A 21,594-nucleotide genomic window follows, 5' to 3' on the forward strand; every position below is an offset into this window, starting at 1 on the left:
CGGGACAGTCATGGCGGCTGAGGCCACGAACGTCGGCAACACCTGGGTCAACATCGGCATCTTCGCGGCGTTCGTGGTGGTCACGCTCATCGTCGTCTTCCGCGTCTCGCGGCAGAACAAGAGCGCCGCGGACTTCTACGCCGGCGGCCGCAACTTCACCGGCACCCAGAACGGCACCGCGATCGCGGGCGACTACCTCTCCGCCGCGAGCTTCCTGGGCATCGCGGGCGCCATCGCCGTCAACGGGTACGACGGCTTCCTGTACTCGATCGGCTTCCTCGTGGCGTGGCTCGTCGCGTTGCTGCTGGTCGCCGAGCTGCTGCGCAACACCGGCAAGTTCACGATGGCGGACGTGCTGTCGTTCCGCCTCAAGCAGCGGCCCATCCGCATGGCGGCGGCGCTGTCCACGCTCGCGGTCGTGTTCTTCTACCTGCTGGCGCAGATGGCGGGCGCGGGTGGCCTCGTCGCCCTCCTGCTCGGCATCACCGACAAGACGGGCCAGGGCCTGGTCATCGCCGTCGTGGGCGCGCTGATGATCCTGTACGTGCTGGTGGGCGGCATGAAGGGCACCACCTGGGTGCAGATCATCAAGGCGACGCTGCTCATCCTGGGCGCCGGCGCCATGACCATCTGGGTGCTCGCGCGGTTCGGCTTCAGCCTCTCGGCCGTCATGCAGGAGGCCGTGAACATGGCCGGCGAGAACGGCGAGGCGATCCTCGAACCGGGCCTGCAGTACGGCGCCACGGCGCTGTCGCAGCTCGACTTCCTGTCGCTCGCGCTGGCGCTGGTGCTCGGCACCGCGGGCCTGCCGCACGTGCTCATGCGGTTCTACACGGTGCCGTCGGCCAAGGAGGCCCGCAAGTCCGTGGTCGTGGCGATCTGGCTGATCGGCATCTTCTACCTGTTCACCCTGGTGCTCGGGTACGGCGCGGGCGCCCTCGTGGGCCCCGAGGTGATCCTCGCGGCGCCGGGCGGGCAGAACTCGGCGGCACCGCTGCTCGCGTTCGAGCTCGGTGGCGAGATCCTGCTCGGCATCATCGCGGCGGTCGCGTTCGCGACCATCCTCGCGGTCGTGGCCGGCCTGACGATCACGGCGGCGGCGAGCTTCTCCCACGACATCTACGCGTCCATCATCAAGAAGGGGCAGGTCTCGCCCGACGGCGAGGTCCGGGTGGCCCGCTGGACCGTGGTCGTGATCGGCATCATCGCGATCATCGGCGGCATCTTCGCCAACGGGCAGAACATCGCGTTCCTCGTGGCCCTGGCGTTCTGCGTCGCGGCGTCGGCGAACCTGCCGACCATCATCTACTCGCTGTTCTGGAAGCGGTTCAACACGTCCGGCGCGCTGTGGAGCATCTACGGCGGCCTCATCTCGACCGTCGTGCTGATCATCTTCTCCCCGGTGGTCTCGGGGAAGCCCGCGGACCCGGTGACCGGGCTCAGCAAGTCGATGATCAGCGACCCGGCCATCGACTTCCACTGGTTCCCGCTCGACAACCCGGGCATCGTGACCATCCCGCTCGCGTTCGTGCTCGGCATCGTCGGCACCTACCTGAGCAAGGAGCGGTCGCACCCGGAGAAGTACGCCGAGATGGAGGTCCGCTCCCTCACGGGCGCGGGCGCCGAGAAGGCGGTCGCGCACTGATCCGGCGCACCTGAGGCGGCGTCCGGTTCGCTGCCCGACGACGGCCGCGGTCACCTCCCCCGGGAGGTGACCACGGCCGTCGTCGTACCGGGACCAGGTGAACCGTGCGCGTCAGGCGCGGCGGCGGCGCACGACGTCGTCGACCGCTGGGGCGAGGTCGGGCCACCGGAAGGCGAAGCCCGCGGCGGCGAGCCGTTCGGGCAGCACCCAGCGGCTCTTGAGCACCAGCTCCGCCTCGTTGCGCAGCACCCACACGGCGGGCTCCAGCAGCCAGCGCGGCGCCGGGATCCCCAGCGGCATCCGGGTCGCCCGGCGCAGCTCGGCCATGAGCGTGCGGTTGTCGACCGGGTGCGGCGCGGCCAGGTTGACCGGCCCGGAGATCTCCTCGTGCTGCTCCAGGAACCGGACGGCCCGCAGCACGTCGTCGACGTGGATCCACGAGAACTTCTGCCGGCCGGCGCTGTGGTGGACCGGCACGGGGCCGCCCGTCGGCCGGTCGCCGATGCCACGGTAGCGATGGTGCTGGAACCACCAGCCGTCGAGCTGCGGGCCCCCCACGCCGAACCGCGCCAGCCTCGCGAGCATGTCCGACGCCGGTCCGCCCAGCACGATCGCCATGCGCAGGGCGACCCGTCGGGTCTCCGGCAGGCGCCCCGCGAAGAGCTCGTGCTCCCAGCTGCGCGCCACGTCGACGGAGAATCCGGCGCCGAGCTCGCCGCCGTCCTCGGTCTGCGGGTGGTCCAGCGCGTAGCGGTAGATCGTGGCGGTGCTCGCGTTGAGCCACAGCCGAGGGGGACGGGCGGCGGCTGCGACGGCGTCGTGCAGCTGCCGGGTGGTCTCGACCCGGGACCGCAGGATCTCGTCGCGGTTCCGGTCGGTGTAGCGGCAGCCCACGCTCTTGCCCGCGAGGTTGACCAGCAGGTCGGCGCCGTCGACCACGTCCCTGAGGGCGGACGGCCCGTCGGACCACCGCACGTCGGGGCCGGCGCGGCCGACCCGGACGACGTGGTAACCGCGCGCCGTGAGGTCGTCGACGAGCGCCCGTCCGATGAACCCGGTCCAGCCCGCCACGACGGCCCGTCTCGCCTCGGTCATGCGCCGCAGCGTATCGCCCACCCTCCCCAAAGGGGGTGGGTTGGTGGGTCAGGGGGCGATGACCAGCTCGGTGATGTGGTCGCCGTGCAGGGTGTAGCGGTAGCGGAGGTCGACGACGCCGCCCGGGAAGTCTCCCTCCAGGTGTCGCACGGCGGTCCAGTGCGTGTCGTCGTCCTGCCGGACGGCGGTGAGCTCGCTGGTGTAGGTGTACTCGCTCGCGGCCCGCGACAGCCAGGAGCGGATCTCCGCCAGGCCCCGGTAGGTGCGGCCCTCGTCGGTGACCTCCGCGTCGTCGGCGTAGCAGGCCAGCTCGCGCTCGGCGTCGCGGGCCTCGTGTGCTGCGAGGTGCGCGGTAAGGACGGCGGGCAGTGCCCGGCCCTCGGTGATGGACGCGTTCATGGTTCTTCCTTTCGTTGCTGGGTCTGTCGGAGGCGGTCAGCCGACCGTCGGCACGGTCCCGCCGTCGATCGTGTGCTCGGCGCCGGTGATGGCCGCCGCCCGGTCGCCGACGAGGAACGCGACGAGCTCGGCCACCTCCGCGGGCTCGCTCGGCCGCCCGAGCGGGATGCCGCCGAGCGAGTCCATGAGCTGCTCCAGCGCCGCCTCGCGGCTGATGCCCTGTCCGGCCGACAAGCGCTCGACCAGCGCCTCGGCGCTCGACGTGCGGATGAAGCCGGGGGAGACGACGTTGACCCGGACGCCGTGCGGGGCGGCCTCGACGGCGAGCCCCTTGCTGTAGGTCGTGAGGGCAGCCTTGGCCGCCGCGTAGCCGAGCGTGGCGGTGTGCAGCGGCATCCGGCGCTGGATCGAGGAGACGTGCACCACCGCGCCCTTGCCGGCGGCGATCATGCCGGGCAGCAGGGCGCGGTCCAGGCGCACGGCGGCGAGCAGGTTCAGGTCCAGCTCCTCGGTCCAGTGCCCGTCCGTCATGGCCGCGAAGCCGCCCGACGGCGAGTGCGAGCCGCCGAGCGTGTGCACCAGGACGTCGACGCCGCCGAGATGCTCCGCGACGTGCTCGGCGACCTGGGCGGCGCCGTCCGGCGTGGTGAGGTCGGACGCCACGAAGCCCTGCGGGCCGGGGTGCGGGTCCGGCGCGGTACGGGCCACGCCCAGCACCGTCGCGCCCGCCGCGCGCAGCCGGGCGGTGACGGCGGCGCCGGTGCCCTTGCTGGCACCGGTCACCAGGGCGCGCCGGCCGTCGAGGCGGTCGCTGAGGGAACCGTTGTTGTCGGGGGTGTGCATGACCCCAGGCTGGAGTCTCCCGCAGGGAGAGGGTCAACCCCCGCCGCGAACGACCGGGGGAGGGTGCACAGTGGTGCCGTGACCCAAGGCCTGACCATCGGCGACTTCGCCGAGCTCACCCACCTGAGCATCCGGACGCTGCGCCGCTATCACGAGTCCGGTCTGCTGGAGCCGGACCGGGTGGACCCCGTCAGCGGCTACCGGTACTACACGGCCGCGCAGATCCCGCAGGCGCAGGTGATCCACCGGCTGCGCGAGCTCGACGTGCCGCTGGCCGAGGTGCGGCAGATTCTCGCCACGCCCGACGCCGACGCGCGGGCCGGGCTGGTCGCCGGCCACCTGCGCCGGCTGGAGGCCGAGCTGGACCGGACCCGGGCCGCCGTCGCGTCGCTCCGCCGGCTGCTGAGCCCGGCGGCGCCGCCGGAGGTCGTGCTGCGCTCCGAACCGGCCCGGACGGTCGCCGCGGTCACCGGCGTCGTCGGGCACGACGAGGTGCTGACCTGGTACGCCGGCGCGATGGCCGAGCTGGACGGGGCCGTGGCCGGGCACGAGCGGCTCGGACCGCCCGGCGGGCAGTACGACAACGCGCTGTTCCGCGACGGCCGCGGATCGGTCCTGGTGTACCGGCCGGTGGCGGACCCGCCGGAGCGCGGGCGGGTACGGCCCGTCGAGCTGCCCGCGGCCGAGCTCGCCGCCGTCGTCCACCACGGGCCGCACGACGACATCGACGTCACGTACGGGCGGCTCGGGGCCTGGGTCGTCGACCACGCCCTCGCCGTCGACGGCCCGGTGCACGAGACGTACCTGGTCACCCCGGCCGACACCCCCGACCGGGCCGCATGGCGCACGGAGCTGGCCTGGCCGGTCTTCCGCCTCGCCCCGTAGCCGTTGAGTGCTGGGTATTCGCCCTTCTGGCACACGAAAAAGGGCGAATATCCAGCACTCAGCGAGAGGGTTCGAGGCGGATGACGACCGACTTGGACGCCGGGGTGTTGCTCTGGTCCGCCGTGTGGTCCAGGGGGACCAGCACGTTCGTCTCCGGGAAGTACGCCGCGGCGCAGCCGCGCGCCGTCGGGAACGCGATGGCGCGGAAGCCCTCGGCGCGGCGCTCGCCGGTCCCTCCGTCCGGCCCGGGCCACTCGCTGACCAGGTTCACGGTGTCGCCGTCGGCCAGACCGCCGGACGCCAGGTCGTCCGGGTGGACGAACACGACGCGCCGCCCGTTCTTCACGCCGCGGTACCGGTCGTCGAGGCCGTAGACCGTGGTGTTGAACTGGTCGTGGGAGCGGACGGTCTGCAGCAGCAGCCGGCCCTCCGGCACCTGGACGATCTCGAGCTCGTTGACCGTGAAGTTGGCCTTGCCCGTCGTGGTCGGGAACAGCCGGGCGTCGCGCGGCGGGTGGGGCAGCACGAACCCGCCGGGCTCGGCGACGCGGCGGTCGAAGTCCTCGAAGCCCGGGACCACGCGGGAGATCGAGTCGCGGATCCGGGAGTAGTCGGCCGCGAACTCCTCCCACGGCGTGGGGTCCTGCGGTCCGAGCACGCGCCGGGCCAGGTCGCACAGGATGGCGGTCTCGCTGCGCAGGGCGTCGGAGACCGGGGCCAGCCGCCCGCGCGACGTGTGCACCACGCTCATGGAGTCCTCGACGGTGACGACCTGCTCGCGCCCGCCCGTCAGGTCGCGCTCGGTGCGGCCGAGGCAGGGCAGCACCAGCGACCGCCTGCCGGGCAGCACGTGCGAGCGGTTCAGCTTGGTCGACACGTGCACCGTGAGCGGCACCTCGCGCAGCGCGGCCTCGGTGACCGCGCTGTCCGGCGTGGCCGCGGCGAAGTTGCCGCCCACCGCCATGAAGACCTTGAGCTGCCCGTCGCGCAGGGCCCGGACCGTGTCGACGACGTCGTACCCGTGGGCGCGCGGCGGCTCGAAGCCGAACTCCGTGCCCAGCGCGTCCAGGAAGAGCTCGGTGGGGCGCTCCCAGATGCCCATGGTGCGGTCGCCCTGCACGTTGCTGTGCCCGCGCACCGGGCAGGCGCCCGCGCCCGGGCGGCCGACGTTGCCGCGCAGCAGCAGGAAGCTGACCACCTCGCGGATGGTCGCCACGGCCTGCTTGTGCTGGGTCAGGCCCATCGCCCAGCAGACGATGATGCGGTCGGCGGCCTTCACGTCGTCCACGAACGCCTCGATCTCCGCCCAGTCCAGGCCCGTGGCCCGCTCGACGTCGGCCTGGTCGACGGCGCGCCAGGCGGCCGCGGCCTCCGGGAACCCGGAGGTGTGCTGCGCGATGAACTCGTGGTCCAGCACGGGGGCGTGCCCGGCGGTCCGGGCGTCGTCGTCGGCCTCGACCAGCAGGCGGTTCACCGCCTGGAACAGGGCCAGGTCGCCCGCGAGGCGGATCTGGAGGAACCGGTCGGCGAGCTTGGTGCCCTGCCCCACGACGCCGCGCACCCGCTGCGGGTTCTTGAAGGTCTGCAGCCCGGCCTCGGGCAGGGGGTTGATCGCCACGATCCGGGCGCCCCGGTCCTTGGCCTCCTCCAGCGCGGTGAGCATGCGCGGGTGGTTGGTCCCGGGATTCTGGCCGACGACGACGATCAGGTCCGCGTGGTCGGTGATGTCCTCCAGCGACACGCTGCCCTTGCCGATGCCCAGCGTCTCGACCAGGGCGGTGCCGGACGACTCGTGGCACATGTTCGAGCAGTCGGGCAGGTTGTTCGTGCCGAGCTTGCGCGCCAGGAGCTGGTAGAGGAACGCGGCCTCGTTGCTCGTGCGGCCCGACGTGTAGAACGCCGCCTCGTCCGGCGAGTCCAGCCCGCGCAGCTCGCCGGCCACCAGGTCGAGGGCGTCGTCCCAGGACACCGGCCGGTAGTGGTCGGCGCCCTCCTCGCGCAGCATCGGCTCGGTGATCCGGCCGGACTTGCCCAGCCGGTGGTCGGTCCAGGTCGCCATCTCCGAGATCGCGTGCTCGGCGAAGAACGCCGCGTCCGCGCGCTTGCGGGTGGCCTCCTCGGCCACCGCCTTGGCCCCGTTCTCGCAGAACTCGGCCAGGTGCGGCTTGCCCGGCTCCGGCCAGGCGCAGCCGGGGCAGTCGAAGCCCCGCTGCTGGTTGATCAGCGGCAGCGTGCGCAGGCCGCGCGCCACCCCGGCCTCCTCGAAGACATGGGCCAGGCCGTGCACCACCCCGGGCACGCCGGCTGCCGCCGTCTTGGGCGGCCCGATGCGCAGGCTCTTCTCGGGGGCGTCGGTGCGGGCTTCGTCGCTCACGTCGGTCACTCTCCTGACCCTACGCCGGAGCGGTCCGGCTGTGGAGGCTGTGGACAAATCGGTCGGCGGAAGTGGTCGGCGGAGGTGCGAGACTGGGCGGTATGGGAGTCGTCACCGACCGACGGCGCGTGGTGCGCGTCCGCGAGGGCGCCCGCGCGGCGCGCCCCGACACGCTCGCCGTCGAGGAACCGCTGATGGTCCGCCTGGTCGGGCCCGGCGACCTCGTCAGCAGGGCGCGGCCGCTCGGCGCGGTTCCGGTGGGGGGTGTCGTCCCCGTGGGCGGGGCCGCTCTGCCGCACGGCGTCCTGCCGGGTGCGCGACCCGCCGGGAGCACGCTCACCGTCACCATGCGGACCCCGGGCGACGACTTCGACCTGGTCGCCGGCTGGCTGGTCTCGGAGGGCGCCGTCACGGCGCGCGAGGACATCGCGGGGATGCGGCTGTGCCCCGACGAGGACAACACCGTCGAGGTGGCGCTCGCGCCCGGCGTCGAGGCCCCGCGACAGCGGGCGTTCGCGACGACGAGCGCGTGCGGGGTGTGCGGGTCGGACACCGTGGTGGAGGTGCGGGCCGCGCTGCGCTGGCCGGTCGCGCGCGACGCCGTCACGGTCGGGGCCGACGTGATCGCCGCCCTGCCCGACCTGCTCCGGGAGCGCCAGCGCGCCTTCGACCGGACCGGCGGCCTGCACGCCGCGGGCCTGTTCACCGCCGACGGCGAGCCGCTGTACGTGCGCGAGGACGTGGGCCGGCACAACGCCGTCGACAAGGTGGTCGGCGCGGCCCTGCGCGACGGCGCCCTGCCCGCTGTCGGGACGGTGCTCCAGGTCAGCGGGCGGGCGTCGTTCGAGCTGGTGCAGAAGGCCGCACGGGCCGGGATCCCGGTGCTGTCCGCGATCTCCGCGCCGTCGACCCTCGCCGTGGACCTGGCCGAGGAGTGCGGCCTGACCCTGCTGGGCTTCGTGCGCGGGGACTCGATGAACGTCTACACGCGGGCGGACCGGCTGCGCTGAGGCGTCGCGGCCGGCGCGATTCGGCGGGCGAGGAAGGCCGCCGCGGTGTCCATGGCGCGGGCCGCCGTCGGCTCGGTGGCGTGGTGGTGCTGGAAGACGTGCGCGCTGCCGGGTGTCCGACGTGGTCCGGCGCCTCGGGATCACCGTCGGCGCGGCCAGCAAGGGGGTGGACCGGCAGGTCCGGGACGGGCTGGTGCGCCGGCAGGCCAACCCCGAGGACGGCCGGTCCTCGTTCCTGGAGCTCACGCCTGCCGGGCGGCGGGTGCTGGACGAGATGCTCCCGACGCTCGACCGCGCCACGGCCGAGGCGCTGCGGGGCACGGGTGTGCCCGACGGCGACCTCGCGCACCTCGCGCGGGTCCTCGCAGCGGTGCGGGGCGGCCTGGAGGCCGGGAGCGCGAGGTGAGGCGGTCGCCGTCGGGCAGGGGGCCTCAGCCCGTGAACAGCGGGATGACGCTCCGGACCGTCTGGAACAGCCCGTAGGCCAGGGGCACGGTCACCACGAGCCAGGTGGCGACCAGCCGCGGCACCTGGTTGGGCGGCTGCTCCGGGTCGCGTTCCTGCGTCTGCTCGACCATGTCAGACCTTCCCTTCGACGAACTCGTCCGCCTGGTGCGGCCGCTCGTGGAACCGGGCCGCGACGGGCCGGACCAGGGCGTTGGCCAGGAAGCCGACCGCGAGCACGGCCACCATGGTGAACAGCGCGGGCCGGTAGTCGGCGGCCACCAGCTCGCCGGGCGTGCCCCGGGCGTCCAGGAACCCGTTGATGATCAGGGGTCCGGCGATGCCCGCGGCCGACCACGCGGTGAGCAGCCGGCCGTGGATGGCGCCCACCTGGAAGGTGCCGAACAGGTCGCGCAGGTAGGCGGGGACGGTGGCGAAGCCGCCGCCGTAGAACGAGAGGATCACGGCGGCCACCAGCACGAAGATCACCGTGGAGGTGTGGCCGACGGTGGCCAGGAGCACGTACAGGATCATCCCGACGCCGAGGTACATGACGTAGACGGGCTTGCGGCCGATGTAGTCCGACGTGGAGGACCACACGAAGCGGCCGGCCATGTTGAACAGGGACAGGAACGCCACGAACCCGGCCGCCGTCGCCGGCGCGACGGACGAGACGCCGTCCACCCGGAAGAAGTCCTGGATCATCGGCGCCGCCTGCTCCAGGATGCCGATACCCGCCGTCACGTTGCAGAACAGGACGGTCCACAGGAACCAGAACTGCGGGGTCTTGATCGCGTTCGCCGCGGAGACGTTCGCGGTCGAGACCATCGGCTTGGCCGCGACCGCGGCGGCGTCGAACCCGGTGGGCGTCCAGCCGGGCGGCGGGACCTTCACCGTGAACACGCCCAGCATCATCACCAGGAAGTACACGATGCCCAGGGTCACGAAGAGCGAGGTGACCGCGCCGCCCGACGCCACGGAGGTGGGGTCGGAGGGGTCGTAGCCGCTGTCGTAGGCGGCCATGAGCTGGCGGGACAGCGGCGAGGCGATGAGCGCGCCGCCGCCGAACCCCATGATCGCCATGCCCGTGGCCAGGCCCGGCCGGTCGGGGAACCACTTGATCAGCGTGGACACCGGCGAGATGTAGCCGATGCCGAGCCCGATGCCGCCGATGAACCCGTACCCGAGGTAGACGAGCCAGAGCTGCGACGTCGCGATCCCGAGCGCCCCGATGAGAAACCCGGAGGCCCAGAAGCAGGCCGAGGCGAACATGGCGGCGCGCGGTCCGGCGCGCTCCACCCAGGTGCCCAGCACGGCGGCCGAGAGGCCGAGCATGACGATGGCGATGGAGAAGATGACGCCGATCGCGGTGAGGCTGGTCTCGAAGTGGGCGACCAGCGCGCTCTTGTAGACGCTGGTGGCGTAGGCCTGGCCGATGCACAGATGGATGGCGAGCGCGGCCGGCGGGATGAGCCACCTGCTGTAGCCGGGCCTTGCCACCGTGTGCTCCCGGTCGAGGAACGACAGTGCCATCAAGCACCTCCTCGTGCTCAGGGGATCAGGTCGCAGTAAGTGCGGTTTCTCCCGTTTGCGTGGGCACGCTACTGGCGCTGGATGCCCGGGTCAATGGTCCGGCTCAGTGCTGCGGGCTGCGCACCGCGGCCAGGAACAGGGGGAGACGGGTCTCGGTGTGGGCGATCCGCAGGAGGTAGGGCCGGTCCACGGTCATCCGGACCGCGGGCTCGCCCGGCATGGCGCCGGTCGCCTCCATCCCGATCTCGGTGACGGCGGCCGCGACCGTCCCGTCCTCGTCCAGGTGCAGGTAGGCCTGCTGCACCACCTGGCTCACCTGGAGCCGCTCGGTGGTGCTGATGCCTGAGAGGTCCGGGGCGTCGTACAGCCCGCCGAGACCGGCCTCGTCCAGCGCCGGGGCCAGGTCGAGCGTCGGCGGTTCGAGCTCCAGGGTGGGCATGGCGAGCTCGACGGGCCGGGGCGCCGCGCCGTCCAGGGCGGTGGTGAGGGCGGTCAGCGTCCCGGGCGCGACGTCCGCCGGGTCGGTGCCCTCCGGCGGCAGCAGCACGTCCGCGTGGAACGCCTCGCCGTAGGGGAGGCGGACGGCGACCCAGCCGTCGTGCTCGGCGTACCCCCAGGACTCCGTGCCGTGCAGCATCTCGACGGGTTCCGTGCCGCCGGGGCCGGTGAAGTCCTCGTCCCGGGTGGCGTGCTCCTGGAACGGCGTGTCCCAGCGGGCCGCGAGCAGGACCGCGTTCTGCAGCACCAGGCGCAGCATCGGGTCGGGCTCGATCGCCGACTTCTCGATCAGGCCGCCCGTGTGGTGGTTCACCCAGGCGTCCAGCACCTTCTTGCCCGCGCCGGTGCCCAGGTCGGTGCGCTGCACGCCGGCGTCGAACGCGGACGCGAGCGCGTCCAGGTAGCCCTGCTCCACGACGAGCTGGTCGTCGAGCACGGCCTGGTTCGCGAGGTGCAGCACCGGGCGGTCGGGGAGCTCGTCGTCCTGCGCGACGCCGGGGTCGCCGTCGTGCCTCGCGAGCTCGGCCGTCAGGGCGTTGTAGGCGGCGGTGCGGTCCTCGCCCGAGGCGCCGAGCGCGGCATCCAGGGCCGTCGCGGTCTCGCCGCGCGCACCCTCGGCGAGCAGCGCCAGCGCGAAGGTGAGTGACGCGGGGGAGACCAGGGCGTTGTCCTTCGGCTCGGCGGTCGCGCGCAGCGCGAGCAGGCCCAGGTCCTCCGTCGCGGCGACGGCGTCGGCGCTCGCGGGGGTGTCGGCGACGGTGACGACGACGCGTGCGGCGTCGGACCGCTCCAGGCCCTCGTCCGCCGCTGGGGCGCACGCGGTCAGCACGCCGCAGGCGGCAAGGGCGAGGATGCCGGCGGCCGCGGTGACCGCCGCGCCGTGGGGGCGGGCGGTGCGCGGGGCGGGTCGGGCGGTCCTGGCGCGACGGTGCACGGTGTCCTCCGGGTCTGGGGCCCGGGTGAGCGGGCGGGTCCTGCTCCGGATATGTCGTGACCCGCCCCGGCCTTGCACCTCGTCCCGTGTCAGACGTACAGGTCACCCGGGTGACCTGTACGTCTGACACGCGTGGGCGGATGCGACAGATGTCAGTGGCGCCGGGCACAATCTGTCCCGACCATCCCGGTGGGTTCGACCCCCTGAAGTGAGGTAGTGGACGTTGGCAAGCATCAACCAGCGCATCGCCGAGGAGCTGGGCGTTCGTGAAGGGCAGGTGACCGCAGCGGTCGACCTGCTCGACGGCGGCGCGACCGTGCCGTTCATCGCCCGCTACCGCAAGGAGGTGACGGGCACCCTCGACGACGCGCAGCTGCGCACCCTCGAGGAGCGGCTGCGGTACCTGCGCGAGCTCGAGGAGCGGCGCGCGGCGATCCTGGCGTCGGTGCAGGAGCAGGGCAAGCTCACGGACGAGCTGCGGGCCCAGATCCTGGCTGCGGAGACCAAGTCGCGTCTGGAGGACATCTACCTCCCGTACAAGCCCAAGCGGCGCACCAAGGCGCAGATCGCGCGCGAGGCCGGCCTGGAGCCGCTCGCCGAGGCGCTGCTGGGCGACCCCTCGCTCGACCCGACGGAGGCCGCCGGCCCGTACGTCGACGCCGACAAGGGCGTGGCCGACCCGGCCGCGGCGCTCGACGGCGCCCGGGCGATCCTCGTGGAGCGCATGGGCGAGGACGCCGACCTGATCGGCACCCTGCGCGAGCGGCTGTGGAAGCGCGGGCGCATGCTGTCCGCCGTCCGGGACGGGGCGCAGGACAAGGGCGCGAAGTTCTCGGACTACTTCGAGTTCGCCGAGGCCCTGTCCAGCCTGCCGTCGCACCGTGTGCTCGCCCTGTTCCGCGGCGAGAAGGAGGACGTGCTGGACCTGACGATCGAGCCGGAGGAGGGCATCGAGGCCGGCGTGCCGACGTCCTACGAGGCCACGATCGCCCACCAGTTCGGCATCGCCAACCAGGGTCGCCCGGCCGACCGCTGGCTGGGCGACACCGTCCGCTGGGCCTGGCGCACCAAGATCCTGGTGCACCTCGGCATCGACGTGCGGCTGCGGCTGCGCTCCGAGGCGGAGGACGAGGCCGTGCGCGTGTTCGCCGCCAACCTGCGCGACCTCCTGCTCGCCGCGCCCGCCGGCACGCGGGCCACGATGGGCCTCGACCCGGGCCTGCGCACGGGCGTCAAGGTCGCCGTCGTGGACGCCACCGGCAAGGTCGTGGAGCACGCGACCATCTACCCGCACCAGCCGGCCAACCGCTGGGACGAGTCGCTCGCCGTGCTGGCCCGGCTGGCCCAGAAGCACGGCGTGGACCTGGTGGCGATCGGCAACGGCACGGCGTCGCGCGAGACCGAGCGGCTCGCCGCAGACCTCATGAAGAAGGTGCCGGAGCTCGGCCTGACCAAGGCGGTCGTGTCCGAGGCCGGCGCGTCCGTGTACTCGGCGTCCGCCTACGCGAGCGCGGAGCTGCCCGACCTCGACGTGTCCATCCGTGGCGCCGTCTCGATCGCGCGCCGCCTGCAGGACCCGCTCGCCGAGCTCGTGAAGATCGACCCCAAGTCGATCGGTGTGGGCCAGTACCAGCACGACATCACCGAGACCAAGCTGTCGCGGTCGCTGGACGCCGTGGTGGAGGACTGCGTGAACGGCGTGGGCGTGGACCTGAACACCGCGTCGGTGCCGCTGCTGTCGCGCGTCTCGGGCATCACCTCGACGCTCGCCGAGAACATCGTGGCCCACCGGGACGCCAACGGCCCGTACGCGTCCCGGGCGGCGCTCAAGAACGTGCCGCGACTGGGCCCCAAGGCGTTCGAGCAGTGCGCGGGCTTCCTCAAGGTCTCGGGCGGCGACGAGCCGCTGGACGCGTCGTCGGTGCACCCCGAGGCGTACCCGCTGGCGCGGCGCATCGTGACGGCGTCGGGCGCGGACGTGCAGGCGCTGATCGGCAACGGCGGCGCCCTGCGCACACTGAAGCCCACCCAGTTCGTGGACGAGACCTTCGGCCTGCCCACGGTGACCGACATCTTCGCCGAGCTGGAGAAGCCCGGCCGCGACCCGCGTCCGGCGTTCACCACGGCCTCCTTCGCCGACGGCGTCGAGACGCTGGGCGACCTGGTGCCCGGCATGGTGCTGGAGGGCCAGGTCACCAACGTCGCGGCGTTCGGCGCGTTCGTGGACATCGGCGTGCACCAGGACGGGCTCGTGCACGTCTCGGCCATGTCCAAGAACTTCGTCAGTGACCCCCGCGAGGTCGTGAAGTCGGGCGACATCGTCAAGGTGAAGGTCATGGACGTCGACCTGCAGCGCAAGCGGGTCTCCCTGACGCTGCGCCTGGACGACGAGGTCGGTGCGGCCCCCGGCGGCCGTACCTCGGGCGGCGCCCGCTCCGGCGGGGCCGGCGGTCAGGGCGACGGCCAGCGCGGCGGCCGCCCGGGCGGCGGCGAGGGCCGGGGCCGGGGCGGTCAGGTCCGCGGTCAGGGCGGACAGGGCGGCCGCGGTCGCCCCGCCCCCGCGGACACCGCGATGGCGGACGCCCTCCGCCGCGCGGGCCTGGCCTAACACCCCGAGCGGGGCCTGAGGAGACGTCGAACGTAGGGTTGGTCGCAGCAAGAAGCGTGATGGGGCGACCAACCCTACGTTCGACTACCAGGTGATGCCTCGTGAGACCTGGGCGTGGGAGACTGGGTGCCACATCGTCGGCCCCCTTCGGAGACCAAGTACGCCCCGTGAGCAGCAGCGCAGAGAGCACGCCCCGGCGGCGTCGACGGCAGGAGCTGCTGAACCGCTCGATCGCCGTGGCGCGCCGCCTGCTCACCGACGGCGGGCTCGAGAGCGTGACGATGCTGGCCGTCAGCCGGGAGATCGGGATCGCCGGGCCCGGCCTCTACCGGTACTTCCCGAGTCGCGCCGGCCTGCTGCGAGCGACGTGCCGGCACGTGCTCGACGAGCTGGTCGCGCACGTCCGCACCGCGGTCGCCCGGCAGCCGGCCGGTGACCGCGCCGCCGAGGTGCAGGCGCTGACGAACGCGATGTTCGCGTGGTGCGTGGCGCACCCCCACGAGTTCGACCTGCTGCTCGGCGCCGGCCTGCGTCTGGTCGAGGAGGGCGCACCGGTCGGCGGGGAGTCCGGCGGCACGTTCTACGAGGTGGCCGCTCTCGCGTTCCCGCCGGTCGTCGCCCAGTGGGCCGACGGCGCCGTCCGGTTCGACGAGCCCGTTCCCCCGCAGCTCGCGGCGGACCTCGGCGCCCGCCGCGACGCGCTGCTCGCGGTGTTCCCGGACGCGCCCCGCGACGTGCCGCTGGGGCTGGTCGCCGCCGTCCGTGTCGCCTGGCAGCGCACCTTCGGCCTGCTGTGCATGACGGCGTACGGGCACGTCACCGAGCCCGACGGGCCGGTCCGGCGCGACTACGTCACCGCCCTGCTCGACGACCTGAACGCCAGGAACCTCGCACTCTTCGGCCTGGGGGTCAGCCCCGCCGCCGTCCTGGAGCCGGTCTTCGAGCCCGCTTCCGAGAGCGGTGCGCCCGAGCCCACCGCGCCCGCCACATCCGGGTCCCGCCCGGCCGACGAGGCCGGCACGGCCACCCCGGGCGCCACGGGTCGTCGGGCACGGCTGCGCCGGGAGCTGGTGGCGGAGGCGTTGCGCTCGGCACGCCGCCTGCTGGACGAGCACGGCCCGGACGGCGTCACGATGCAGGCCGTCGCGAAGGACGTCGGGATCGCGGCGCCCGGGCTGTACCGGTACTTCGACGGCCGCCCGGGCCTGCTGCACGCCACGCACCAGGACGTCGTCGACGAGCTCCTGGCGTACGTGGAGACGGCCCGGGCGCGGCAGCCCGGGGACGACCCGAGCGCGCAGTGCCACGCCGTCGTCGACGCACTGTTCCGCTGGTGCATCGCCCACCGCAACGAGTACGACCTGCTGATGTCGGGACGCCTGCGCATCTCCCTCCCGGGCGAGGACACACCCGGGGAACCCCGCCACGCGCCGCTGATGGCCCTGGACCGGGTGGGCGCCGTGTTCGCGCCGATCGCCCTGGCGTGGTGGCGGGCGGGCTGCCGCGTGATCCCCGACGACGAGATCCTGCCCGCGCTCGGGCCCCACCTGCGGGCCGCGCGCGAGGCGATGCGCGGGATCCCGGGCTTCCCGCCGGACGTGCCGCTCGGGCTGCTGCACGCGATGAACCTGTGCTCGGCGCGGCTCTGGGGCCTGCTCACGCTGACCGTCTACGGCCACATGGGCGACATCGACGCACCGGCGGCCGCCGCGCACCTGGACGCGCTGGTGCTGGACCTCGTGGTCGACGCCCTCGACGTCTTCGGCCAGAAGCTCTCCGCGGACGTCGTGCTGGTGCGCGACACGCCGGGATCGTCCGACCCCGTCCGATAGACCGGTGGTGCGGGTTCGGTCAGGATGACGACATGAACAACGCACCTGAGACACCTGGCGAGCAAGCGGACGAGACCTACGACGTCATCGTGATCGGTGGCGGTCCCGTGGGCGAGAACGCGGCGGACCGCGCCTCCCGCACCGGCCTGTCCGTCGCCCTGGTCGAGTCCGAGCTCGTGGGCGGTGAGTGCTCGTACTGGGCCTGCATGCCCTCCAAGGTGCTGCTGCGCGCGGGCACCGTGCGCGCCCTGGCGCGCGACACGCCCGGCCTGGCCGACCCGGGGGCGCCCGACGTCGCCGCCGTGCTGGCCCGGCGCAACGAGATCACCTACGACTGGGACGACTCCGGGCAGGTCTCGTGGGTCGAGGGTGCCGGTCTGACGCTCGTGCGCGGGCACGGCCGCCTGGCCGGCGAGCGGCTGGTGGAGGTCACTGTGCCGGCGGCGCCGTCCGGCGCCGGGTCCGGCGACGCGACGGGCGGCGGCTCCGAGGACGACGACGCCGACGTCGGCGGCGGCCTCGCGGAGGCCGAGACGGGTGACGCCCCGGTGACGAGGCTCCTGCGGGCCCGGCACGCGGTGATCGCGGCCACCGGCAGCGTGCCCGTGCTGCCCGACACCCCGGGGCTGGCGGCCGCCTCACCGTGGTCGAGCCGGGAGGCGACGGGCGCCGAGGCGATCCCCGAGTCCCTGGTCGTGATCGGCGGCGGGGTGGTGGGCGTCGAGATGGCGAACGCGTACGCCGACCTCGGCGCGCAGGTGACGCTCCTGGCCCGGGGCGGCCTGCTGTCGAACGCCGAGCCGTTCGCGGGCGAGATGGTCGGCGAGTCTCTGCGTGCGATCGGCGTCGACGTCCGGACCGGCGTGGGGGTCGCCTCGGTCGAGCGGCCGGGCACCGGCAGCGACAACGAGCCCGCGGGCCCGGTGACCGTCACCCTGTCCGACGGCGGGACGATCACCGCCGCGGAGATCCTGGTCGCGACGGGGCGCGTGCCGCGTACGACCGACCTCAACGTGGAGAGCGTGGGCCTGGACACGTCGAGCCTGGGCCGCGGCGGGGCGCTGGTGGTGAACGAGTCGCTCGAGGTGGTCGGCGTGCCCGGCGGCTGGCTGTACGCGTGCGGCGACGTGACGGGGCGGGCGCCGACCACGCACCAGGGCAAGTACCAGGGCCGCGTCGTCGGCGACGTGGTCGCGGCGCGGTACGGCTCGGAGGCCGGCGACCGGTCACCGACCAGCGGCGATCCCGAGCCCGCCGTCGGGCAGGAGGGCAAGCCGTGGTCGCGGTACGCCGCGACCGCCGACCACAGCGCGCGCGTCCAGGTGGTGTTCACCCGGCCGCAGGTGAGCTGGGTGGGGCCGACGGAGCGCGAGGCGCGGGCCGCCGGGATCCCGGTCGAGGCCGTGTCGTACGACCTGTCGTGGGTGTCCGGTGCGAGCGTGGACGGCCCGAACTACACGGGCCGGGCCCAGGTGCTCGTCGACACCAAGCGCCGGGTCCTGGTGGGCGCCACGTTCGTGGGGCCCGACGCCGGCGAGATGCTGCACGCCGCGACGATCGCCGTCGTCGGGGAGGTGCCGCTGGACCGGCTGTGGCACGCGGTGCCCGCGTACCCGACGGTCAGCGAGGTGTGGCTCCGCTTCCTGGAGTCCTACGGCCTCTGAGCCACCTCGGGCTCGACCCAATCACCTTTGAGGCCCGGATTTCTTCGCTGTGGAGCCGTCCAAAGCGAAGAAACCCGGGCCTCAAAGGTGAGCCGCGGCGGCCCTCGACGGGGCCGGGCAGGTCAGGTCAGGACGACGGGGTCAGCGAGCCGTCCGAGCTGAAGACCAGGCCGAGAGTGACCTCGCCCTGCTGCAGCGCCGACTTGGTCAGCGGGCCACCGGCGTCGAGCGAGCGGAACTCCGCGAACTCCAGGCCGTACGTCTCCTCGAGACCCGGCTGGCAGAACGGGCGCTCCGTGCACTCCGGCGGGCCGCCGAGCACGAGGCCGCCGCAGGCCTCGGCGAGCTCGCTGAGCGTGGTGACGCCGTGCTCGTCCGCGAAGGCCTTGGTCACGGCGAACGCGTTCTGGTCCTGCGCGGGGGAGGGCTCGCCGAACACGAGGCCCACCTCCTCGCCCAGACCGGTCAGGCCCTCGACGGTCGCGTCGAGGTCGCTGCTCGCGACCGGCTCGGCGTCGGCCCCGTTGACGTCCTTGTTGATGAACTCGGTCAGGGTGCCCACGTACTCGGGGATCACCTGGACCTGCTCGCCGTCCTCCAGTGCGGGGAGGTAGGCCTCACGGTTGCCGATGGTGGTCACCTCGGCGTCGTACCCGGCGGCGTTGAGCACCGTCGCGTAGATGGTGCCGAGCGTGGCGCTCTCGGCGAAGTCGGCGGCGCCGACGACGATCTTGCCGCTGCCGCTCTGCTCGGGGCTGTCGAGGCCGGCGTCGGCCACGAACTCCTCGGCGACCTCCGCGGAGGTGCGGCGGTCGACGTCCACGGCCTTGTTCAGGCCGATGAGCGTGTCGGTGTCGAGCGCTGCCGACACGGAGTCGAGCAGCGGGATCAGCGTGTCGTCGCCCTCCACCGCCGCAGCGTTGATCGCCGGGATGATGTTGTCGACGGTCTGGAGCTGCTGGTCGTCCTCGAGCACCACCAGCTCGTCGCCCGGGACGGCCTCGCACGCGGCGAGGCTGCTGCCGCCGGTCTCGGTACTGCCACCGTCGCCGCCACCGGCGGAACCTGGTTCGCCACAGGCGGTCAGGAGCGCGAGGGAGACGACGGCGGCCGCGGCGCCGAGCGCGCGGGGCAAGGACACATGCGTACGGGGGAACTTCATCGAATGTCTCCGAACGTGGGTGGCGTACAACTGTTCTACGGCTTCGATCCGTCCCATTCGACCTCGGTCGGCGGTCGATGGCAAGGGATAAACCCCCTCGTGAGAATGTCGTTACATTTGGTCGGGTACCCCGGAGAGTTATTCCCGGAGAGGCCGCCGTGCTACGCGGCGCGGACCCGGAGCGGCGCCGGCGTGGCGAGGCGTTGCCCGACGGCGAGCACGCCGTCGATCGCGAGGCACAGCGCCGCGACCACGATGCCGCCCGCCAGCACCTCGCCGTACCGCTGCGTGCCCATGCCGAGCGCGATGATCTGGCCCAGGCCACCGCCGCCGGCCAGCGCGGCGAGCGGGATCGTGGCGACCACCTGCACGATCGTGACCCGCAGGCCCGCGGAGACCAGCGTCGTGGCCAGCGGCAGCTCGACCTGCAGCAGGATGCGCCCGTTGCTCATGCCCATGCCGCGGGCCGCGTCCTTGGCGTCGGGGTCGGCGCCGCGCACACCCTCGTAGGTGTTGACCAGCAGCACCGGCACCGCGAAGAAGGCGGCGGCGATGACCGTGGCGGTGTTGCCGAACAGGCCGCCCGCGGCGAGCAGCAGGATGATGCCGAGGGTCGGCAGCGCCCGGGAGGCGTTGGTGAGCCAGACGACGGTGCCCGCGCCCCGGCCGCTGTGGCCCAGCCAGGCACCCGTCGGGATGGCGACGGCGGCGGCGATGGCCACGGCGATCACCGTCATGACCAGGTGCTCGCCCGTGAGCTCGAGGATGCCGCCGGGCTCGGTCCAGGTCAGGGGGTCGTTGAGCCAGACGACGGCCTGCTGGACGACTCCGGTCGGGGCGCTCATGCGGTCCTCCCGCGCAGCCAGGGGGTCAGGGCTCTGCCGACGGCCCACAGGGCGAGGTCGAGCACGAGGGCCAGCAGGATGGTCGCGAGCGTGGCCGTCATGATCTCGGCCCGGTAGAAGTTGTTGCGGAAGCCCTGGAACATGAGCTGGCCGAGCCCGCCGTACCCGACCACGACGCCCACGGTCACCAGCGCGACCGTGGACACCGTGGCCAGCCGGAGGCCGGCGATGATGCTCGGCATGGCGCTGGGCATGGCCACCTGGACCAGCAGGCGCCCCGGCCCGTAGCCCAGGCCGCGCGCGGCGTCGGTGACGGCGGGGTCCACGGTGGCCAGCCCGGCCACGGTGTTGCGCAGGATGATGAGCAGCGCGTAGACCACCAGGCCCACCAGCACGGGCGTGCGGCCGATGCCGAGCAGCGGGGCGAGGATCGCGAACAGCGCCAGGGACGGCACGGTGTACAGGACGGCTGCGGTGCCGAGCACCGGTCCGGACAGCCAGCGGGACCGGGAGATCAGCACGCCGAGCGGGATGGCGATGGCCGCGGAGATCGCGACGGCCTCGATCGTGAGGCCGGCGTGCTCGACGGTGCGCTGCCAGATCACGGGCGCGTTGTCGACCACGTACGACCAGGAGAACCACGGGTTGCCGGGCATGCCGTAAAACCTATCGTGCTCTTCACCCGGTAGGTTCGAGCACATGGCTTCTCGCACCGTCATCGAGCTCGACACCGTCCGCAAGGCGTTCGGGAACGGCACCGTCGCCGTCGAAGGGCTGAGCCTCTCCGTGCACGAGCACGAGGTGCTCGCGCTCGTGGGGCCGTCGGGCTGCGGCAAGTCCACCACGCTGCGCATGGTCAACCGGCTGGTGGAGCCGACGTCGGGCCGCATCCTGCTCGACGGCGAGGACGTCACCACCACCGACCCCGTGGCCCTGCGGCGCCGCATCGGCTACGTGATCCAGAACGTGGGGCTCTTCCCGCACCGAACCGTCGAGGCGAACATCGCCACCGTGCCCGGCCTGCTCGGCTGGGACCGGCGGCGTACCCGGGCGCGCGTGGCCGAGCTCCTGGACCTCGTGGGCCTGCCCGCCGCCACCTACGCGAAGCGCTACCCGCACGAGCTGTCCGGCGGTGAGCGCCAGCGCATCGGCGTGGCCCGGGCGCTCGCGACCGACCCGCCGGTGCTGCTGATGGACGAGCCGTTCGGCGCCGTGGACCCGGAGTTCCGCCGCCACCTGCAGACCGAGTTCCAGCGGATCCAGCGCGAGACCGGCACCACGGTGATCCTCGTGACGCACGACATCGACGAGGCGGCGCGCCTGGGCGACCGGATCGCCGTCCTGTCCCGCGGCGGCAAGCTGGAGCAGGTGGCGAGCCCGCTCGCGGTACTGGCCCACCCGGCCTCGGAGCGGGTGCGCGACTTCATCGGGGACGGTGCGGCCTCGCGCATGCTCTCGCTCGCGGAGGTGCAGCCGGCCGACCTGGAGGGCGCGGACCGGATCGTCGAGCCCGCCCCGGCGCCCGTGCGGCTGGGCGCGCGGCTGACCGACGCGTTCGAGGCGGTGGCGGCGCTGCCGGCGTCGGCCATGGGGCGGGTGCCGGTGGTGGGGGAGTCGGGCGACGTCGTCGGCTCGCTGACCGCGGACGGGATCCTCGGCGCGCTGCGCCGGGCGGCGGACGCGGCGGCGGGGACGCCGTCGGACGCGGCCTGGGGTGAACCGGACGCGGACGTGACCGGCACGACGGCGGACGCCGACGACGCCGCTGTGACCGACGCCGCGTCCTGACCTGCGCCCAGACCGGGACCCCCGGGAACCTGCCC

General features: G+C 73.4%; 18 protein-coding genes. 8 read left to right on the plus strand and 10 right to left on the minus strand.

The window, feature by feature from the left end; translation table 11 throughout:
- Positions 1-10 precede the first annotated feature (10 nt).
- Entirely contained in the window at positions 11-1,645 is a 1,635-nt protein-coding gene (locus QRN56_RS10480; RefSeq protein WP_285102947.1) for a monocarboxylic acid transporter, read from the plus strand.
- Between the two features lie 111 nt (positions 1,646-1,756).
- Here the strand turns inward: QRN56_RS10480 and QRN56_RS10485 are convergent, their stop codons facing one another.
- From QRN56_RS10485 to QRN56_RS10495, 3 genes are read right to left on the minus strand one after another with little or no spacing between them, the layout of a single operon-like run.
- The gene (locus QRN56_RS10485; RefSeq protein WP_285102948.1) at positions 1,757-2,740 is read right to left on the minus strand and encodes an epimerase; all 984 of its coding nucleotides are present in this window, start codon (positions 2,738-2,740) and stop codon (positions 1,757-1,759) included.
- A 48-nt stretch (positions 2,741-2,788) separates the two neighbouring features.
- Complete coding sequence (locus tag QRN56_RS10490; protein ID WP_285102949.1) at positions 2,789-3,139, minus strand: nuclear transport factor 2 family protein; 351 nt, start codon at positions 3,137-3,139, stop codon at positions 2,789-2,791.
- A gap of 36 nt (positions 3,140-3,175) precedes the next feature.
- Positions 3,176-3,982 (minus strand): SDR family oxidoreductase, encoded by an 807-nt coding sequence (locus QRN56_RS10495; protein WP_285102951.1) that lies wholly within the window; start codon positions 3,980-3,982, stop codon positions 3,176-3,178.
- 78 nt (positions 3,983-4,060) lie between these two features.
- On the opposite strand from QRN56_RS10495, the gene QRN56_RS10500 reads away from it, so the two are divergent.
- Positions 4,061-4,867, plus strand: a complete 807-nt coding sequence (locus tag QRN56_RS10500; protein WP_285102952.1) for a MerR family transcriptional regulator — start codon at positions 4,061-4,063, stop codon at positions 4,865-4,867.
- Positions 4,868-4,925: 58 nt separating this feature from the next.
- Here QRN56_RS10500 and QRN56_RS10505 read toward each other — a convergent pair whose 3' ends face one another.
- Positions 4,926-7,250 (minus strand): FdhF/YdeP family oxidoreductase, encoded by a 2,325-nt coding sequence (locus tag QRN56_RS10505; protein ID WP_502928780.1) that lies wholly within the window; start codon positions 7,248-7,250, stop codon positions 4,926-4,928.
- A 92-nt stretch (positions 7,251-7,342) separates the two neighbouring features.
- Between QRN56_RS10505 and fdhD the strand changes: the two genes are divergently transcribed.
- Together fdhD and QRN56_RS10515 are read left to right on the plus strand one after the other, a co-directional pair.
- Positions 7,343-8,251 carry a formate dehydrogenase accessory sulfurtransferase FdhD gene (gene fdhD / locus QRN56_RS10510; protein WP_285102956.1) on the plus strand — a complete coding sequence of 303 codons (909 nt, stop codon included), beginning with the start codon at positions 7,343-7,345 and terminating at the stop codon, positions 8,249-8,251.
- Between the two features lie 112 nt (positions 8,252-8,363).
- A complete protein-coding gene (locus tag QRN56_RS10515) occupies positions 8,364-8,657 on the plus strand; it encodes a MarR family winged helix-turn-helix transcriptional regulator (RefSeq protein WP_285102957.1) in 294 nt (97 codons plus the stop codon).
- A gap of 25 nt (positions 8,658-8,682) precedes the next feature.
- Here the strand turns inward: QRN56_RS10515 and QRN56_RS10520 are convergent, their stop codons facing one another.
- From QRN56_RS10520 to QRN56_RS10530, 3 genes are all read right to left on the minus strand, one after another.
- Positions 8,683-8,829 (minus strand): MFS transporter small subunit, encoded by a 147-nt coding sequence (locus QRN56_RS10520; protein ID WP_285102959.1) that lies wholly within the window; start codon positions 8,827-8,829, stop codon positions 8,683-8,685.
- Position 8,830: 1 nt separating this feature from the next.
- A complete protein-coding gene (locus tag QRN56_RS10525; protein WP_502928781.1) occupies positions 8,831-10,228 on the minus strand; it encodes an OFA family MFS transporter in 1,398 nt (465 codons plus the stop codon).
- Between the two features lie 103 nt (positions 10,229-10,331).
- Positions 10,332-11,660: a serpin family protein gene (locus QRN56_RS10530; protein WP_285102960.1), complete on the minus strand. Its 1,329-nt coding sequence runs from the start codon at positions 11,658-11,660 to the stop codon at positions 10,332-10,334.
- A 223-nt stretch (positions 11,661-11,883) separates the two neighbouring features.
- On the opposite strand from QRN56_RS10530, the gene QRN56_RS10535 reads away from it, so the two are divergent.
- From QRN56_RS10535 to QRN56_RS10545, 3 genes are all read left to right on the plus strand, one after another.
- A complete protein-coding gene (locus QRN56_RS10535) occupies positions 11,884-14,268 on the plus strand; it encodes a Tex family protein (protein WP_285102961.1) in 2,385 nt (794 codons plus the stop codon).
- A 167-nt stretch (positions 14,269-14,435) separates the two neighbouring features.
- A complete protein-coding gene (locus QRN56_RS10540) occupies positions 14,436-16,100 on the plus strand; it encodes a TetR/AcrR family transcriptional regulator (protein ID WP_285102962.1) in 1,665 nt (554 codons plus the stop codon).
- A 32-nt stretch (positions 16,101-16,132) separates the two neighbouring features.
- Positions 16,133-17,764, plus strand: coding sequence for a dihydrolipoyl dehydrogenase family protein (locus tag QRN56_RS10545; protein WP_285102963.1), 1,632 nt, complete (start codon positions 16,133-16,135; stop codon positions 17,762-17,764).
- 127 nt (positions 17,765-17,891) lie between these two features.
- On the opposite strand, the gene QRN56_RS10550 is transcribed toward QRN56_RS10545, so the two are convergent.
- The 3 genes from QRN56_RS10550 to QRN56_RS10560 form a co-directional block, all read right to left on the minus strand.
- On the minus strand, positions 17,892-18,926 hold the full coding sequence (locus tag QRN56_RS10550) for a glycine betaine ABC transporter substrate-binding protein (RefSeq protein ID WP_285102964.1): 1,035 nt from the start codon (positions 18,924-18,926) through the stop codon (positions 17,892-17,894).
- 161 nt (positions 18,927-19,087) lie between these two features.
- Positions 19,088-19,771, minus strand: coding sequence for an ABC transporter permease (locus QRN56_RS10555; RefSeq protein ID WP_285102965.1), 684 nt, complete (start codon positions 19,769-19,771; stop codon positions 19,088-19,090).
- Positions 19,768-20,427: an ABC transporter permease gene (locus QRN56_RS10560; protein ID WP_285102967.1), complete on the minus strand. Its 660-nt coding sequence runs from the start codon at positions 20,425-20,427 to the stop codon at positions 19,768-19,770. Before QRN56_RS10560 ends, QRN56_RS10555 begins: the two co-directional genes overlap by 4 nt.
- A gap of 43 nt (positions 20,428-20,470) precedes the next feature.
- Here QRN56_RS10560 and QRN56_RS10565 point away from each other — a divergent pair, with 43 nt between their 5' ends.
- Positions 20,471-21,559, plus strand: a complete 1,089-nt coding sequence (locus QRN56_RS10565; protein ID WP_285102969.1) for an ABC transporter ATP-binding protein — start codon at positions 20,471-20,473, stop codon at positions 21,557-21,559.
- The last annotated feature ends 35 nt before the right edge of the window (positions 21,560-21,594 follow it).

It is taken from the genome of Promicromonospora sp. MEB111 (genome assembly GCF_030209445.1).
In the GTDB taxonomy this organism is placed as follows: Bacteria; Actinomycetota; Actinomycetes; order Actinomycetales; family Cellulomonadaceae; genus Promicromonospora.

Bases quoted from the DNA above. Each gene is read 5' to 3' on its own strand.
- QRN56_RS10495 (WP_285102951.1), bottom strand. From the start codon at position 3,982: ATGCACACCCCCGACAACAACGGTTCCCTCAGCGACCGCCTCGACGGC.
- QRN56_RS10545 (WP_285102963.1), top strand. From the start codon at position 16,133: ATGAACAACGCACCTGAGACACCTGGCGAGCAAGCGGACGAGACCTAC.
- QRN56_RS10485 (WP_285102948.1), bottom strand. From the start codon at position 2,740: ATGACCGAGGCGAGACGGGCCGTCGTGGCGGGCTGGACCGGGTTCATC.
- QRN56_RS10565 (WP_285102969.1), top strand. From the start codon at position 20,471: ATGGCTTCTCGCACCGTCATCGAGCTCGACACCGTCCGCAAGGCGTTC.
- QRN56_RS10560 (WP_285102967.1), bottom strand. From the start codon at position 20,427: ATGCCCGGCAACCCGTGGTTCTCCTGGTCGTACGTGGTCGACAACGCG.
- QRN56_RS10550 (WP_285102964.1), bottom strand. From the start codon at position 18,926: ATGAAGTTCCCCCGTACGCATGTGTCCTTGCCCCGCGCGCTCGGCGCC.
- QRN56_RS10490 (WP_285102949.1), bottom strand. From the start codon at position 3,139: ATGAACGCGTCCATCACCGAGGGCCGGGCACTGCCCGCCGTCCTTACC.
- QRN56_RS10555 (WP_285102965.1), bottom strand. From the start codon at position 19,771: ATGAGCGCCCCGACCGGAGTCGTCCAGCAGGCCGTCGTCTGGCTCAAC.
- QRN56_RS10520 (WP_285102959.1), bottom strand. From the start codon at position 8,829: ATGGTCGAGCAGACGCAGGAACGCGACCCGGAGCAGCCGCCCAACCAG.
- fdhD (WP_285102956.1), top strand. From the start codon at position 7,343: ATGGGAGTCGTCACCGACCGACGGCGCGTGGTGCGCGTCCGCGAGGGC.
- QRN56_RS10525 (WP_502928781.1), bottom strand. From the start codon at position 10,228: ATGGCACTGTCGTTCCTCGACCGGGAGCACACGGTGGCAAGGCCCGGC.
- QRN56_RS10480 (WP_285102947.1), top strand. From the start codon at position 11: ATGGCGGCTGAGGCCACGAACGTCGGCAACACCTGGGTCAACATCGGC.